This is a genomic window from Kitasatospora sp. NPDC092948 (genome assembly GCF_044754805.1).
In the GTDB taxonomy this organism is placed as follows: Bacteria; Actinomycetota; Actinomycetes; order Streptomycetales; family Streptomycetaceae; genus Kitasatospora.
The window spans coordinates 1-14617 of the sequence record NZ_JBIVPU010000020.1 but is presented as its reverse complement, the minus strand read 5'-3'; the positions used below and the strand labels follow the sequence as shown (position 1 = coordinate 14617).

The 14617-nt window shown below is 72.5% G+C and carries 14 protein-coding genes; 9 read left to right on the top strand and 5 right to left on the bottom strand.

From position 1 onward, the window contains the following. The first annotated feature begins 7 nt into the window (after positions 1-7). The 6 genes from ACIQF6_RS33685 (at position 8) to ACIQF6_RS33660 (ending at position 7096) form a co-directional block, all read left to right on the top strand. Positions 8-2245, top strand: a complete 2238-nt coding sequence (locus tag ACIQF6_RS33685; protein WP_400901988.1) for a hypothetical protein — start codon at positions 8-10, stop codon at positions 2243-2245. Then, positions 2242-2949 (top strand): helix-turn-helix domain containing protein, encoded by a 708-nt coding sequence (locus ACIQF6_RS33680; RefSeq protein ID WP_400901987.1) that lies wholly within the window; start codon positions 2242-2244, stop codon positions 2947-2949. Before ACIQF6_RS33685 ends, ACIQF6_RS33680 begins: the two co-directional genes overlap by 4 nt. Before the next feature lie 120 nt (positions 2950-3069). Beyond that, positions 3070-5415 (top strand): Helicase associated domain protein, encoded by a 2346-nt coding sequence (locus tag ACIQF6_RS33675; protein WP_400901986.1) that lies wholly within the window; start codon positions 3070-3072, stop codon positions 5413-5415. Positions 5416-5447: 32 nt separating this feature from the next. Continuing rightward, complete coding sequence (locus ACIQF6_RS33670) at positions 5448-5702, top strand: hypothetical protein (protein ID WP_400901985.1); 255 nt, start codon at positions 5448-5450, stop codon at positions 5700-5702. Positions 5703-5786: 84 nt separating this feature from the next. Further along, positions 5787-6101: a hypothetical protein gene (locus tag ACIQF6_RS33665; protein ID WP_400901984.1), complete on the top strand. Its 315-nt coding sequence runs from the start codon at positions 5787-5789 to the stop codon at positions 6099-6101. After that, positions 6098-7096 carry a hypothetical protein gene (locus tag ACIQF6_RS33660; RefSeq protein WP_400901983.1) on the top strand — a complete coding sequence of 333 codons (999 nt, stop codon included), beginning with the start codon at positions 6098-6100 and terminating at the stop codon, positions 7094-7096. The genes ACIQF6_RS33665 and ACIQF6_RS33660 overlap by 4 nt, the downstream gene beginning before the upstream one ends. 336 nt (positions 7097-7432) lie before the next feature. On the opposite strand, the gene ACIQF6_RS33655 is transcribed toward ACIQF6_RS33660, so the two are convergent. From ACIQF6_RS33655 to ACIQF6_RS33645, 3 genes are read right to left on the bottom strand one after another with little or no spacing between them, the layout of a single operon-like run. Beyond that, positions 7433-7636 carry a hypothetical protein gene (locus ACIQF6_RS33655; RefSeq protein ID WP_400901982.1) on the bottom strand — a complete coding sequence of 68 codons (204 nt, stop codon included), beginning with the start codon at positions 7634-7636 and terminating at the stop codon, positions 7433-7435. A gap of 28 nt (positions 7637-7664) precedes the next feature. After that, positions 7665-7952 (bottom strand): hypothetical protein, encoded by a 288-nt coding sequence (locus ACIQF6_RS33650; protein WP_400901981.1) that lies wholly within the window; start codon positions 7950-7952, stop codon positions 7665-7667. A gap of 32 nt (positions 7953-7984) precedes the next feature. Continuing rightward, entirely contained in the window at positions 7985-8209 is a 225-nt protein-coding gene (locus ACIQF6_RS33645) for a hypothetical protein (protein ID WP_400901980.1), read from the bottom strand. Positions 8210-8630: 421 nt separating this feature from the next. Between ACIQF6_RS33645 and ACIQF6_RS33640 the strand changes: the two genes are divergently transcribed. After that, positions 8631-8822 (top strand): hypothetical protein, encoded by a 192-nt coding sequence (locus tag ACIQF6_RS33640; RefSeq protein ID WP_400901978.1) that lies wholly within the window; start codon positions 8631-8633, stop codon positions 8820-8822. 368 nt (positions 8823-9190) lie between these two features. Here the strand turns inward: ACIQF6_RS33640 and ACIQF6_RS33635 are convergent, their stop codons facing one another. Then, a complete protein-coding gene (locus tag ACIQF6_RS33635; RefSeq protein WP_400901976.1) occupies positions 9191-9520 on the bottom strand; it encodes a hypothetical protein in 330 nt (109 codons plus the stop codon). A gap of 653 nt (positions 9521-10173) precedes the next feature. On the opposite strand from ACIQF6_RS33635, the gene ACIQF6_RS33630 reads away from it, so the two are divergent. Next, positions 10174-10560 (top strand): hypothetical protein, encoded by a 387-nt coding sequence (locus ACIQF6_RS33630; RefSeq protein ID WP_400901974.1) that lies wholly within the window; start codon positions 10174-10176, stop codon positions 10558-10560. Here ACIQF6_RS33630 and ACIQF6_RS33625 read toward each other — a convergent pair. After that, positions 10547-11272, bottom strand: a complete 726-nt coding sequence (locus tag ACIQF6_RS33625) for a hypothetical protein (protein WP_400901972.1) — start codon at positions 11270-11272, stop codon at positions 10547-10549. The genes ACIQF6_RS33630 and ACIQF6_RS33625 overlap by 14 nt on opposite strands. Positions 11273-11412: 140 nt before the next feature. On the opposite strand from ACIQF6_RS33625, the gene ACIQF6_RS33620 reads away from it, so the two are divergent. After that, the gene (locus ACIQF6_RS33620; RefSeq protein WP_400901970.1) at positions 11413-12036 is read left to right on the top strand and encodes a hypothetical protein; all 624 of its coding nucleotides are present in this window, start codon (positions 11413-11415) and stop codon (positions 12034-12036) included. Positions 12037-14617: the final 2581 nt, after the last annotated feature.

The following is a 14617-nucleotide window of genomic DNA, read 5'->3' as shown; positions in this document are numbered from 1 at the left end:
CACCCTGATGGACCGCAGGACGTACACCGCCGAGCTCGCCGGCCTGCGCGAGCTGCGCACCGAGATCACGGCCGCCGAGAAGACCGTCGCCGCCGCGCAGAAGGAGCTGGACAGGCTCACCGCCCAGCGCGCGCGCCGCGTTGCCGGGCTGGCGGGGTACGAGGGCGCCCAGGCCGCGCCGGTCGCGAAGGCCTCCGGGCTGTCGGTCGGCGACGTCGTGCGGATCGCCCCGCTGCTGGACCCGACCCCGGCCGCCGTCCGCGCCGCCAAGACCGACGACCAGGCCGCCGCCGTGCCCGCTCCGGCCCCGGCTCCCGAGCCGGTCGACGAGCCCGCGGCTGCGGCCGCTCCGGCGCTGACCCGCCCGGCCCCCGTCCTCGAGCAGCCGGCCCCGACCGCCCCGGCGACCGAGGTGCCGGTCGAGGACCAGGCCGTCGCCGAGCAGCCCACCCCGGCAACGCCTGCCGTTGCTGCGCCGGTCGTCCCGGCGGTCTCTGTCGCTCCGGTCGCTGCCGCGCCGCGCCCGGTGGCCGAGGCCGGGCCGCGTGAGCTGCCCACCCTCCTGGAGGGCCCGGCCGGTGCCCGGTTCGAGGCCGTCACCACGGGCCTGGTCTCCAAACGCCCCAACTTCACGCAGCAGGCCCGCTCGACGGTGTTCCTGGACGCGGCCGCCGAGATGCTCGCGGTCCGCGACCAGGTCGTCCGGGTCGACCTTGGCGCCCGTACCCCGGGCGAGATCCTGGACGCCGTCCTGCACGCCGCGCCCGGTACGGAGCGGATCTACATCACCGCCGGCGCCCCCTGGCACGACGGCGCCGAGCGGTACTCCACCCTCAAGGACGCGGTCGCCGCCTGGCTGAACACCCCCTCCGAGCGGTGGACCACCGCCGTCGGGGCGGGTCGCGACAAGTTGGCAGGACACTTCGTCCACCAGCGCCAGCCCGTCGGCCGCTACGCCCCGGCCGTCGCCCCGGACAGCGCCACCACCGAGATCCGCTCGATCGGGGAGTGGTTCGACGCGGACGGCGCCGACGTCGCCATCTGCCGCCAGGCGTTCACCCTGCTGTGGCAGGCGCTGCGCCGGCACTGGGACGACGTCGTCCTGATGGGCTCCCCGTCGCAGACCGGCCGGGACCTGTGGACCCGCACCATCCCCACCAAGGGCAAGTGGGCCGGGGGCTACCCGGTCCTCTCGGAGGAGCTGCGCGGCCTGCTGCACGCGACCGGCGGGCAGGGCCGCACCGAGCTGATCCTGCCGCCGCGCGTCCCCGAGCAGCTGCCCGCCCTGGTCGAGTACGACCGCACGTTCGCCTACGCCAAGCACCTGTGGAAGTCACCGGTCGGCACCCCGCGCCGCATCACCGCCGCCGCGTTCGCCGCGATGACCGAGCAGGAGCAGGTGAAGGCGCTGATGTCGTGCTCGCACTGGAACGTGCGCGTGACCGTCCCCCAGGGCTGGGATCACGTCGGGCTGCTCCCCGCCCCGGTGACCGGTGACCGTGCCTGGATCTACCCGGCCACACCGGGGACGACGTTCACGACGTGGGCGGGCGGCGCGGAGGTGCACCTGGCGCTGTCGAACCACCTGATGCCGTGGAAGGTCGAGATCTTGGGCGGGCTGCTGTTCGAGGACGGCAAGCCGCTCGACGAGTGGGGCAAGCGCCTCAAAGCCGCGTGGGCGGACCTGACCAACCTCTCCAAGCTGCACGGCGACGAGCGCCAGCGCACCGCGGCTTACCTCGCGTCCCGCGCGGTGCGGTCGGTGCTGCTGTTCGGCCTGGGCGGCTTTGCGCAGCGCCCGCGCCTGGTCTCCGGCACCACCCCGCTCGGCGAGGCGCTCCCCGCCGGGGTCGAGATCCTCGGCCAGGACGACACGGTGGTGACCTGGCAGCGGCAGGCCGGTTTCTCCCGTGACCCGTACGCGCACCCGGAGTGGGCCGCCTACGTGTGGTCGGGGGCGCGGGCGGCGCTGCTGGACATGAAGTACCGGCAGGGCAAGGAGGTCATCGGCTACGCCGGGGCGCTGCACGCGAAGCCCGGCACGGTCGTGTACTTCGGCACGGACGGCATCGCTCTGACGGAGCGCCAGCCCTGGCCGTACCGGGGCGAGCCGGGCGACTACCTCCTCAAGGGCCACTTGACCGGCCCCATCGAGCACCCGACCTCTCAGGAGCAGTACTTGAAGCTGCGCGGCCTGGGCCGCGCCGAACTCGCCGCCGCGGAGAAGGGAGCTGAGCCGCAGTGAGTCCGGTTGACCCGAACAACCCGAACGAGGCCGCGAGGCTGACCCAGGAGTTGCTGGACCAGGGCTACACCAAACGCCAGATCGCCAAGATGCTCGGCCGCGACGCCTCCCTGATCTCCCAGTTCTTCACCAAGGGCAAAGGCGCGAGCATGGTCGCCGCACTGCGCCAGCTGGTCCGCGCGGTACGCGGCGGAGAACGCGACACCGAGACGCTGTCCTCCATCGCCGGGGCGAACACCAGCCGTCGCCGCACCAGGACCGGCCAGAAAGCCCGGGTGCGCGGCAAGGACACCGTCGGCGAGGCGGGCGGGTCGATGGCCGGCCGGGCCGGGAAGCAGGCCATCAGGTCCGGCGCGAGCCACCTCGCCCCGGTGGTGCACGCCACCGGCCAGGCGGGCGGCCGCCTGGCCTTCACCGTTCGGATGAAGGCCGACCAGTACGTCTACAGCGCGGGCTCGGAGAAGGACTCCGGCGGCGTCCGGCGCGGCTTCATCCCGCGCGCGGACGGCACCGAGGAGCGCACCTACGGCTCCGCCAGCACCGGCGGCTTCGACGCCGCCGAGTGGTCCCAGCGGGTCGCGGACCACCACGGCGACGTCACCGAAGCGATGCGGGACTGGCTGGTGGAGACCGGCCGCGCTGTCGAGGGCGCCGACATCGCCTACCTCGAGGTCAGAGGTTGGATCCCCGAGGACCAGCAGTAGTCCGGTCGGCCTCTCCCCATCCATGACCTGGCCCCGGGGAGAGGCCGACCGCCCCTGACCCTTCCACAGCGCCGCCTGTACCGGCCCCGCCGTCTCAGCATCCGAAGGAGAAGCACCGCCGTGGAGACCACCACCGCCACCGAGGCCGACGTGCCGACCGCGTTCCGAGCCCAGGCCGTACCGGCGCAGCCGTCCGGCACCGCCACGGTGAACCCGCTGCCGCTGCACTGGTTCCAGAAGGACGCGGTGGCGGCCGCGGTGCGCGAGGTGAGGGACGGCGGCCGCGCCACGGTCGTGGCCGCGACCGGCTCCGGCAAGACGCTGATCGCGGCCGGCTGCGCCCGGCGCGTGGCGGCGAAGGGCCGGGTACTGGTGCTGGTGCCGACGATCGAGCTGCTGGAGCAGACCGCCGAGGCCTGGTCGCTGCGGGGCGGTCGCCGGGGCCTGGCGGTGGCGGCGTGTTCGCGGGAGGAGGCGCTGGAGAGCGCGGAGGCCGGCGGCCGAGTCCACGCCCAGGTCACCACCCAGGCCCCACGGATCGCCGACCTGGTCGCCAAGGAGAAGGCGGGCGAGCCGGTGACCGTCTACGCCACCTACGCCTCGCTGGAGCGCATCGTCCAGGCCCACCGGCAGTTCGGCCTGCCCGAGTGGGACCTGGTGGTCATCGACGAGGCCCACCGCACGGCCGGTGCGGAGGGGAAGGCGTGGGCCGCGATCCACGCCGACGACCAGGTCCCCGCCGCGCGCCGGCTGTACTTCACCGCGACGCCGCGGATCGCGGACGACCGGCGCGCGAAGGACGGCCTGGCCGACCTCACCGACGCCGACGGCGCCGAGAAGTTGCCCGTGCTCTGCTCCATGGACTCGGAGGAGATCTACGGCAAGGTCTGCTTCACCTGGACGCTCGGCCAGGGGATCGAGCACGGCTACCTCGCCGACTACCGCGTCCTCGTCCCCGTGGTCACCGACGAGGACCTGCGCGAGCTGCTCAACCTCCCGGCCGTCGCCGACCTCCGCACCCAGCGCAGCAACGAGGAGCTGCTGCGCCTGGCCCTGCAGATCGCCGTGCTGCGCGCGGTCGCCGACCTCGGCCTGCGCCGGGTCATCACGTTCCACTCCCGGGTCACGGCGGCGCGGGAGTTCGCCGGCACCCTGCTGGAGGCCTCGGAGCTGCTGGAGGACGCGGAGCGCCCCGAGCGGATCTGGGCGAAGGCGGTGGCCGGCACGGACCGGCTCAAGGACCGCCGGGCCGCGTTCGCCGACTTCAAGGCCCACACCGGCGAGGACGGCGAGGAGTGCGGCATCCTGTGCAACAGCCGCCTCCTGACCGAGGGCATCGACGTCAGAAGTGTGGATGCCATCTGCTTCGCGGACCCGAAGTCGTCGGTCATCGACATCGTCCAGGCAGTCGGGAGGGCGCTGCGCCAGTCCTACCGCGAGGGCAAGGTGTCCTGGGTCGTCATCCCGGTGTACCTGCCGACGCCGGAGGTCGGCGACGACACCGCCACCGCGGACCCGGCCGAGGTCCACGACGCCGGCGAGGCCGTGAAGGCCGAGGCCGACGCCGAGATCGAGGCCAGCTCGTTCCGCACCATCTGGCGCGTGCTCCGGGCTCTCGCGGCCCACGACGCCCGGGTGGTCGGCCGGATCACCGAGCTGCGCGCCTCCCGCTCGCAGGGCACCGCGCACACCACCGCGGCCAAGCCGGCCGAGGGCGAGGCCACCGAGGCCGGTGAGGGCGAGCAGCAGCCGGCCCCGGTGGAGTCGCCGATCGAGTGGCTGCGGATCAACGCGAAGCAGCACGCGGCGAAGATCCTCCAGACCGTGAAGTTGCGGGCGTTCAACCCGCGCGCGGTCGAGTGGCAGCGGATGCACGCGGTCGCCACCGCGTTCCACATCGAGCACGGCCACCTCGACCCCACCGACAAGACGCGTTACGCGGAGCTGATCTCCTGGCTCGCTCGCCAGCGTCACCTCCACGGACAGGGCCTGCTCGACCCGGCCCGGGGCAGCGAGTTGGACGCGCTCGGCATGATCTGGTCGAAGAACGCCAACGCGTGGGAACGCGGCTACGCCTACGCCGCCGCGTTCCACCGCCAGCACGGCCACCTCGCGATCCCCGCGACGGCGAAGCTGGACGACTACGCGGTGGGCGCGTGGATGCGCCGCCAGCGCAAGGCCGCAGGCCTCACCACCGACCAGGTCGCCAAGCTCGACGCGTTGGACGAGCTGTGGCGCCTGGAGCCGGACTGGAACAGGTCGTACCGGCGCCTGCTCGCCTACCTCGCCGCCGGCGGCACCCTCGACGGCCCGGCGAACCGCACCGGTCTCGGCGACGACCCCGCGTTCCGGCCCGGCACCTGGTTGCGCAAGCAGGCGAAGGCCCGCACCGACGGCAAGCTGACCGAGCAGCAGACCGCGCTCCTGGACGCGCTCACCCGGCACGCCGAGACCGTCGCCGGCTGACCCGGGCCGGCCCCAGTTTCCGAGGAGAGGCCATGACGATCCGACAGCACACCTACAAGCCGTCGACCGTGAACTGGTGCGCCGACTGGTACTGCGGCGACTGCGGTAGCACGGGCGAGGCCTGGTTCGAGGACGCCACCATCGTGGACGCCGGCCACGACTGCGATGGTGACCAGATCGGGTGGGCAGGCCGCGCCGAGTGCGGGGAGTGCGGCTGGACACTCGACACCGACTTCGCGGACGGCGACTACGTCGAAGCCGGCCACGACTGCACCACCGACCAGTAGCACCACCGCCCCCCGGGGCGGCCCGCACACCGGGCCGCCCCGCTCGCTCCTCTGGAGGCCGCGTTGCACGGCTACGGCCGCACCTTGCTGACCAAGCTCCTCACGGCCGCCGGCCACACGCCCGAGCAGGCGTCAGCCGCCATCTCCTGGCTGGAGTACGACGTCCTCGACTGGGCCGTGGCCGTCGCCGAGAGCACCACCTGGCGCTGCCCCGACGGGCGCGGCGACGACTTCGGCAGCGGCTGGATGGATGGCTGCGATGCCGCGCAGGCTCACCTCGCCGAGCGCGCCGAGCGGGCCCGTGTCGAGGCCCGCGACGGCGGTCTCGCCGTCCCGCCGGGGCCGCCGCGGCCGACCACCTGTTCCTCGCACCCGACACCGGAAGGCACCGCGCGATGACCGACACCACCCGCCCCCAGCCCGCCGCCGTACCCGACCGGCTGGAGCTGGCCCCGCACAGCAGCCGGCCCGCGCCGGTGGACCGGGACCTGGGCCGACCGATCCTCGATTCCCCGCTGGTGCGCGGCGCGGTGTGGCTGCGCTGGACCCGGCATGACGGCATCCGCACCCTCCACCAGGGCGCCGGCCTGGCCCGCGGCTGGACCGAGAAGGACGTCGACGGCCTGGACGGCTGGGTGGTCCTGGTGGAGGGCCGGGTCGTCCTCGGCGCCCAGCCGGGCACCCTGCCGGAGCCCGTCGTCCATGGTGAGGCATGGGAGGCCAGCGTGACGCTGTACGCCGCCCTCGCCCAGCACCCCGCCGCCCGCGTTCCTTTCAGCCAGGACGAGGACGACGACCAGGACGACGACCAGGAGGACGGGCTGCTCGGCGATGTCCGCGGCCGGGTCCGTCGCCGGGCGGCCGGGATGACCCTGGAGGACCTCCAGCAGGCCCTGGACCGCGCCCGGGAGGACGAGCGCCACGCGGATCGGTACGCCGACGCCGGCCACGAGGCCGCCTACACCACCGCGGCCGACGCCCTGGCCGAGTGGCAGCGCGTCCACGACCACACCGCCGCCACCCGGGCCGAGCGCTACGACCCCGACCACGACACCGCCCTCCAGCACGCGCTGCGCCGTGAGCGCCACCGCCAGGACGTCGCCGCATGCGCCCGCGAGGCCGCCCACCAGGCCCGCCAGAGGTCCGACACCGCCCACCGCCGCCTCGCCGGCACCGCCGCCCAGCCCCTCTACACCGCCCTCGACCGCGCCGGCCTCCACCACCTGACCGACGACGACCACCAGGCCGTCCGTGAGCTCACCCGCCACCTCGACCCCGCCACGCTGCGCCAGGTCGCGGGCTGGCTGGAGCGCTCCCGTACCGCGGCCTTCGCGCCGCGCGGCACCGAGCAGGCCCCGCCCGTCCGGCCCGTCGTACGGCGCCGCCAGTTCTGACCGACCGCACGGGCCCCCGGGCCCGCTGCCCCTTCGGTTGCGCGCCCCAGCCAACCCCGGCCAGGGCGGCGCCATGACGACGAAGAAGAGGACCACAGCGCCCTGCCAAGCTCACGCCGCCGACAGCTGGGGCAAACCGCCCGGCCGACGGCCCGCTGAGCCTGGACTACCGGTTTAGCCCGGACGAGACCACCCGGCGGGCGGAGAGTTGCCGAACCCCGCCTGCCCCGGCGACCGGTGGGGAGAGTCATTCCGGGGTGCGGTAGGGCCATGACGCGGGTCGACCTTGGTCTGTTCAATCAGTGGTCGACCTGTTCAGACGCGCCCGACTGCGGTCTATTCCATTGAGGGGAGTTGGTTGCCGGAGCTCTGCGGGCCGCCGTTCTCCTCGACGATGTCAGAGGCCGTTTTGAAGCTGCCCGCGAGCTGGCCTGCCATTCGTTCCTGGGCCTGCCGAGGCTGTGCTCGGAACCATGCCTTCTGCTCGTCCGACAGCCATCCGGTGAACTCGTCGATGACTCCCTGCTGGGGATTTCCCACTACTTGCCTCCTTGCTCGGCGCCGGGGCTCAGTCGGTGAAGTAGGCGCTCTGGCCGAATTCGAAGGTCTGGGTCTGGCCGGGCGGTACGACGCCGATGACGTCCCCGGTGCAGTTGGGCTCGTCGAACACGATGGCGGGCGCCTGCGTGTCGTTGGTGACGACGAAGGGGAACCGGTCGGCGTTGACGCAGCCCTTTGCCTGGGCCGCCCGTGTCTGGGCTGCGGCCGGAGCGTGGTCGGGCCGCCGGAGGGTGTCCGCCGACGCGGTGGTGCTCGCTGCGAGGAGCGCCGCGCCGAGGGATGCCGCGACAAGCATGCCAATGCGATACATGGGAACCGCCTTCGAGGTCAGGAATTGTCGCTGCGGTACATGTCGACAACTGCGTCGGGCATCATTTTGACGCTCATTTCAGCCCAGCCTCTGATAATTTCGTCCCGTGTCGCCTTGGGCTGCTGGTTGAACCAGTTCTTGCGATCCCCTGTCAACATGGACAGGAATTCATCTTGAGCTCCTTCGTAGTTCGGCGTCATGAGATCGGAAACGAGTTTCTCTTCTTCCCCGCTGCCTGCCATCGTTGACCTTCCGCTATGTGCTGAAATCCTGGTGATCCGATTGAGGGCATTCCCCTGCTTTTCGCGTTCAATGCCCGCAGAGCAGGGCTGCGCTCGCTGTCAGCGTCTCATTTCAAGTGGCCGCCCGCACCTGTACGGAGTGGCGCGATTGCGCTCCGTAGTCGGTAGGGTGGGTGAGACCGTGCGCCTGTCAGCGTTGAAACGGAAGGGTCCGCGCCTCGCGCGGTTCGGACTGACCCGTCTTCCCCCGGGTCTGTTCGTGGGCCGTCGACGCGAGTCGCGTCGACGGCCCACGAACGCTGGGATCCCATCGCGGCAACCGCCTTGAGGCAGTCCCGGCTCGCCTGCTTCCGACGCCTGCAAAGGCTGGCTGCCGATCACGGAGGGGCCGGCGGCCCGGGGCGCGCGTAGGACGCCGCGCATGCCGAGCAGCGAGGACCCTCCGTTCCCGCGCGCGGCACCGGCCCCGCGGGCGGTGCCGGCCTGCGACTTCTGCTCGCGTCCAGGGGCGATCGTCTTCTTCCGCACCGTTGAGTTCGTGCTGCGGTTCGACGGTTTCGACTGGGAGTCCGGCGACCGGTTCTATGCCTGCCCGTCGTGCTGCCCTGGTTGACGCGGGTGACTGGCCCGGCCTGATCGCCTATGCCGGACTCGGGTCCCGCGGCGTCCGGGTGGTGGGGCCTTCCGTGACCATCATGTGCCCGGCGCCGTTGTGTTCGAGCCGGGAACAGATCCCGAGCGGGGCCGCTGAACAGCCGGTCCGAAGTCCAGTAGGGAGAACTGCTCCCCGGTGTCTCGGAACGTGCGAGGTGCCGGCCGACGTGGTGCTGGCCGGCACTTCTCTTTGGGCTGGCGCCGCTCGGGGCCGGGGCGCGTGCGGGCCGGCCGACTTCGCCGTCTCAGGTGGGGTGGGTCGGCGTGGTCGCGCTCAGATCGCCGGTACCTGCGGGGGACGGCGTTCTGGCCGGTGTCGCATTCCGGTCATACCTGGCTGCATTGGTAGCCGGTGACGGTGTCCGGGGTCTCGGCGGTGCCGGACAGGAACGAGTTGGCCGGCTGGGTGCATCTGACGGTGGAGGCGGGGGATCGGCCGGTGATGGTGAACGTGCCCTGGATGGGGCCGCTCTCCGGGGCGCCGCCCACCGCGACGCAGTCGTCGGTTCCGATCCACTGCTGTCCGCCGTCCCACGCCAGGTAGGAGCAGCGGTATCCGGGGGCTGCGGCCGGGGCGGCGTAGGCGGCCGGGGCCAGCATCGGGGTCAGTGTGGCGGTCATCAGGGTGAGACCGGCCAGTGCGGCACGCGTGATCATCGGGGTTCCCTTCGGGAGCGGAGTCGTGGGTTGCCATTCGTTCCCGGGACCGGGCCCGACACTCCGCGCCGGCGGGAGAGCCAACCCGCACGGAGGCGCTCCGGCAGCGAACATCGCCTGTTCGCCGTGTCCGGCGTGCGGCACCGGGCTCGCCGGGTTCACCGAGATTGGATGCGCACCCTCGCCTGCGTCGACTGCGGTGATGTCGGTCGCCTGTCGCCCCACACGGTCGCCGGGCCCCTAGCCGCCCCTTCCGGCGGGCCCGGCCCGCCACGGGTCCGCGCAGCGCCCCTCCGACCCGCCTGCGGCCGGCCGGGCGGTGGCGGCCTGGCCGTCGAGCACCTGGGCTCGGCGGCCCGCCGGACGCTGGGTCCTGACGCGCATTCCGGCGTGGGTCCTGATGCCGGTCCCCTGGTCTCGGTGGGAGCCGGGCGTGTGTGCAGCTCGGGGCCCCTTCCGGGGGGCCGGTAATTCTGACATCCCTGTCTTGGCCCCTCTTCTCCGCTGTGGTGGTGGGTGGTGGTGCTGGGCGGGATCGGTGGCGCTGCGCTGCGCACCTGGTCGGCTCGGCCGGGCCGGAGCGTGACGACCACCAGGCCGCTGCCGCGGCTGGCAAGCTGTTCCTCGCACCCGGCATCGGAAGGCACCGTTTGATGACCGGCACCACCCGCCCCGACCCCGCTGCCGCTCCTGGCTGGCTGGAGCTGGCTCCGCGCAGCGGCTGGCCCGCGCCGGTGGACCGGGGCCTGGGCCGCCCGATCCTGGATTCCCCGCTGGTGCGCGGCGCGGTGTGGCTGCGCTGGACCCGGCATGACGGCATCCGCACCCTCCACCATGGTGCCGGCCTGGCCCGCGGTTGGGTGGAGGAGGACGTCGACGGCCTGGACGGATGGGTGGCCCTGGTCGAGGGCCGGATCGTCCTCGGCACCGGCACCGGCTCCGGCGGTGGCCTGCCCGAGCCCGTTGTCCACGCCGAGGCGTGGCAGGCCGGCGCGACATCGCACGCCGCCCTCGCCGGACGCTCGGCTACGAGATTTTGACGAAGCGCCAGTGTCGAGAGTTCTCGGGAAGGACGTCGGCCCATCCGCAGTAGCCCTCGTCGTACATCACCGGGTTGTAGCCCATAGCGCCGGTGTTCGTGCCAGGGTAGTCATCGCTCGTGTGTACTCGCACCACCAGGTAGCCGAGCCCGTCGCCGTCCTGCTTCGGGACAAGAGTCCACCAGTAGTGTTCGTGGTCGCAGTCGCTGGTGACGCGCACGTGTGAGCCGGAACCGTCGTCGGAGCCTACGACGTAGTCCCCGTCGTGGTAGCCCGCGACACCCTTGATGTGAAAGAGCAGACGGTTCTCGACGGCCAGACTGTTGAGGTCCATCTGGACTCTCGCCCAGTGCGCGTCCGCGATGGTCCATTCACTGGTCCGGTCGGGCCGGTCGGGCAGATCCTTCATGAAGAAGCCCTCGAACGGACCGTGGGGATAGGGCTTCGCAGTCATTACGACGGGCTGGTCGCTGCTGGTGGGTTCGACGATGACGAACGTCTTCACGGAGTCGGAGGTCGGGTCGACATCGCTGCCCTTCCACCAGAACGTGTCGCTGCACCCTCTCGCGAGAAGCTGGATCCAGGCCGCAGCGGCGCTCCCCCAATCGCGTTTATCCTTCAGGGCTTCACCGAGCACCCCCTGCCAGTACTTGCAGTCGTCACCCCCACTGGTGTCGGCGTCGGAGTCGGCGCGCTTCTCGGGCTCGGTCATCCCACTCTCCAAACATATGGTTTCCGACGGTGTGGCACGATCAAGTACCGCAAGTCAGGCGCGGCATGATCCCGGCCGGGCCGCTCGCCACCGGATGGAATGAGCCGAAGCGGCCAAACGGCGCCGCAGGACGTACTTCCGTGCGTGGGCAGCGGTACACCGTGCACCGGGACGGCGACGGGTGGCGTGAGTGCGACGACGCCGTGCCCGTCGTCGTGACCATCCTGGAGCTGCTGGCCGAGCACGGGCCGCTCGGGCCCATCTGGTGGCGCTTCGGCGGCTCGGGCCGGCACTCCCTCATCGAGGCGCTGGAGAACCCGGACAACCGGGCTGCCTACGACCTGCGCCAGGCCGTCCGCGAGGACGAGCAGCACAAGGTCCATCAGGAGCTGATGGACTCCCTGGTCTGCGCCGGCTGCGGCGACGTTCCCGAGGAGGAGAGCACCTGGCACTACGGCCCCGACGGCCGCCGCGTGGAGTGGACCCGCCGTCCCGGCGGCCGCTGCTGGCCTTGCCACCAGGAACACACCGAGCGCCTGGAGTGGGAGGCCGAGGAGCGGTTGGAGGCGGCCCTGGGCGGTGAACGCCGTGCTGCGTCCGTGTTGGTCGTGTCGGGGCTCGATCGGGGGGAGGGAGGGCTCGGAGCTGGAGCTGCGGGAGCCGGTCGGTCCGGTCCGGTTGGAGTGCCCCGGGTGTGTACGGGCCTGTGCCGCGCGGGAGTTGGGCCCGTTGGTGGTTGCTGCGCGCGGGGCTCTGCCCGGTGAGGGGCTGCGGGGTGTGACCTGTTGGTGGTGTGGGTGTGGAATGGCCGTTTTGGCTTGGTTGTCTGGACCTTTGGTTGTGGTTGTTGGGGGTGTCTGGCGGGTGGTGTCGGGTGGCTGGTTTGGTGACTGTGTGTGGTGGTGGGTGGGGTTGGGGGGTGGGGTCGGGGCCGCTCGGGGGTCGGTGGGGTGTTGTGGGTCTGTTTTCGGGGTTGAATTCCGCCTGGTATTTTGCCGGGTTGTTTTGGTGGGTTGGTTGACGGGTGGTGGTGTGGATTCGGGTCGGTTTTGCGGGTCAGGGGGTGGTGGTGGGGGTTGGTGTTCGGTTTCTTCCCGGGCCGGGCCCGCCGTCGCCGTCCCGCCGTCCCCGGCGGCCGTGTCCGTCCCGGCCGTGCTGCGCCGTCCCGCCGTGCTGCGCCGTCGTCCGGGTCTGGCCGGGTGCTGTGTCGCCGGGGCGGTGCGCGGGCGGGGCGGCCGTCCGTTGTTCGGGTGCTTGCTGCTGCCGTCGCCGTCCACTGCCGTGCTGCGCTGTCGTCCGGGCCTGGTGCGCCCCCTGCTCGCCCTTCCCGCCGTTCCGGGTTCGCCGTCCTGGCCGTGCTCGCTCTTCCCGCCGTTCCCGGTGCCCGGCGCCCTGCCTGCCTCGCTGTGCCGCGGTTCCGGGCCCTTCGTCCCCGGCGCCCTGCCGGCCTGGCTGTGCCGCCGTCGCCGTCCCGCTGTCCGGGGCCGTGCCCCGTCCGGGTCGCGTCGCGGTCCAGGCCCGCCGTCGCGCTCCGGGCGGTGCTGCGCCGCTGTCCGGGTCGCGCCGCCGTCCAGCGGGGCCGGCGCGCTGTCTGCCTGGCTGTGCCGTCGTCCCGGGCCGTCCGTCGTCCTGCTGCGCCGCTGTGCGGCTGCGCCCGCTCGCTGGGTGGCTGGGTGGCCGTCAGGCCGCGCTGGAGGTCGCGGTGGTGGCCGTGGGTGCCGTCCTGGGGATGGTCGGCGGTCGGTCTGGGGTGGCCGGCGGGTTGTTGCGCCCTGCTGTCGTGTTGCCTGTCGCGTCGGGGTGTTGTCGTGTGTTGTGACGTGGGCGGATGCCTCTGATTTCCCTGTGTGTGGTGGGGTGCGACGGGTGGGTGCGACAGGGGTGTCGGAGGGTGGGGCCGTGGCTGCTGCTCGGCGGTGGCCGTCTCCGGGCCGGCGGCCGCCGGGTGCTGGTGGTCCGGGCCGCTGTCCGGGGCGCGCTGTCCGGGTCGGCGGGGCACGGTCGGGTGCTGGTGGCCGTCAGGGAGGGACGGTCTTGTCGGGTGGGCTGGTCCTGGTGGGCGGTCGTCTGGTGGCGGGCGGGGGCCCGCTGCTGCCTGCCCGCGTCGCCCGCCGTCGCGCTCGGGGCCGGCCTGTTGTCGGCACTGGTTCTGGTCGGTCGTCAGGCCGTCCCGCTGTGCCCGTCTCGGCCGGTCGTGCTCGGCCCGCCGTGGTGGTGTCCGGCCCGGTGCCGCGCCCCCGGTGGTCCGTCGCCGGGGCCCTGGCCGTCGTCCTGGCCGCCCGGTGCCGAGCCCCGCTGCGCCCCGCCCTTGTCCGGTGTTCGGTTCGGTGTCGCTGTTCCGGGGATTGCCCGGGTGGCGCTGGGAGGGGTTTTCTGGGCGGTCGGGAAGGGTGGTCGCCGTGTCGGAGGCGGGGGCCGTAGGCCCCTTTCCGGTGTGCCTGAATTCGATTCCTTACCGCTGCGCCCGGAAATGGGTTCGGATTTCCGCTGGAAAGGGAGCTGGAGGGGATTCGGATTCCTGCCGGGAGTGCGGCGGGATAGAGCCGTGATGGATATTTTCCGCGAGGTTGCCTGTTCGCCTCAGACATCCGCCAGGGAACGGCATGATAGAGCTGCACGGAAGCCATGGGAACGCTTCCGTATTCGCTGCTGATTCCAGTTTGGAGTCTGCGGTCGAGGGCCGGTCAGTCACCGTCGCGCGGGGCGTCCGTGAGGGTCCGCCACCGGGGCCGGGGGAGACCGAGCCGGACCGGCGGCCCGGAGGTTGCCCCCGAGGGCCGCAGGCCCCGCCCCAGGGACGCCGGATGGGCCGTCAGCCCAGCAATCAGGCGGCGGACCGGCCACCGGCCAGGACCGGGGGAGGGGCCGGGAGGGGGAGGTTGTGACTGATACCGGAAGTCCGCGACACATCGTCAACGCCGAGGGCCGCAGGCCCCGGCCGGCACCCCGCCCGCCCGGAGGGACGGGCCACTACCCGAATTTCGCGTCACATCGTCAACGCCCACTCCCGGGCGCAGCCCGGGAAACCCTCCCAGCCAATCGGCCCGTAGGGCCGTGAAAACACCGGCCCAACAAGACCGGAAAGCCGACCGGTTGACGGGCCGTAGGCCCGGAGAAAGGCCACCGGAAATGCGGAGCGCAGCGACGCCAGACGCCCGCCACCAACCACCCGCACAAGCTCGACGTATTCGCCGCAGGCGAATACCCGCCACCACCCACCCACCCGCCGAGGCGCAGCCGAGGCCACACCACGCACGGTGACGGCGCAGCCGTCACCCCCGCGCCTGACGCCGCGTCAGCGGCGCTGCTCCCGCGCCAGCGGGAGCTCAAGCCGCAGGCTTCCGC

What these genes read in the sequence shown, in the direction of transcription:
- ACIQF6_RS33685 (WP_400901988.1), top strand. Translation starts at nt 8, where the DNA reads ATGGACCGCAGGACGTACACCGCCGAGCTCGCCGGCCTGCGCGAGCTG.
- ACIQF6_RS33670 (WP_400901985.1), top strand. Translation starts at nt 5,448, where the DNA reads ATGACGATCCGACAGCACACCTACAAGCCGTCGACCGTGAACTGGTGC.
- ACIQF6_RS33660 (WP_400901983.1), top strand. Translation starts at nt 6,098, where the DNA reads ATGACCGACACCACCCGCCCCCAGCCCGCCGCCGTACCCGACCGGCTG.
- ACIQF6_RS33650 (WP_400901981.1), bottom strand. Translation starts at nt 7,952, where the DNA reads ATGCTTGTCGCGGCATCCCTCGGCGCGGCGCTCCTCGCAGCGAGCACC.
- ACIQF6_RS33645 (WP_400901980.1), bottom strand. Translation starts at nt 8,209, where the DNA reads ATGGCAGGCAGCGGGGAAGAAGAGAAACTCGTTTCCGATCTCATGACG.
- ACIQF6_RS33640 (WP_400901978.1), top strand. Translation starts at nt 8,631, where the DNA reads ATGCCGAGCAGCGAGGACCCTCCGTTCCCGCGCGCGGCACCGGCCCCG.
- ACIQF6_RS33635 (WP_400901976.1), bottom strand. Translation starts at nt 9,520, where the DNA reads ATGATCACGCGTGCCGCACTGGCCGGTCTCACCCTGATGACCGCCACA.
- ACIQF6_RS33630 (WP_400901974.1), top strand. Translation starts at nt 10,174, where the DNA reads ATGACCGGCACCACCCGCCCCGACCCCGCTGCCGCTCCTGGCTGGCTG.
- ACIQF6_RS33625 (WP_400901972.1), bottom strand. Translation starts at nt 11,272, where the DNA reads ATGACCGAGCCCGAGAAGCGCGCCGACTCCGACGCCGACACCAGTGGG.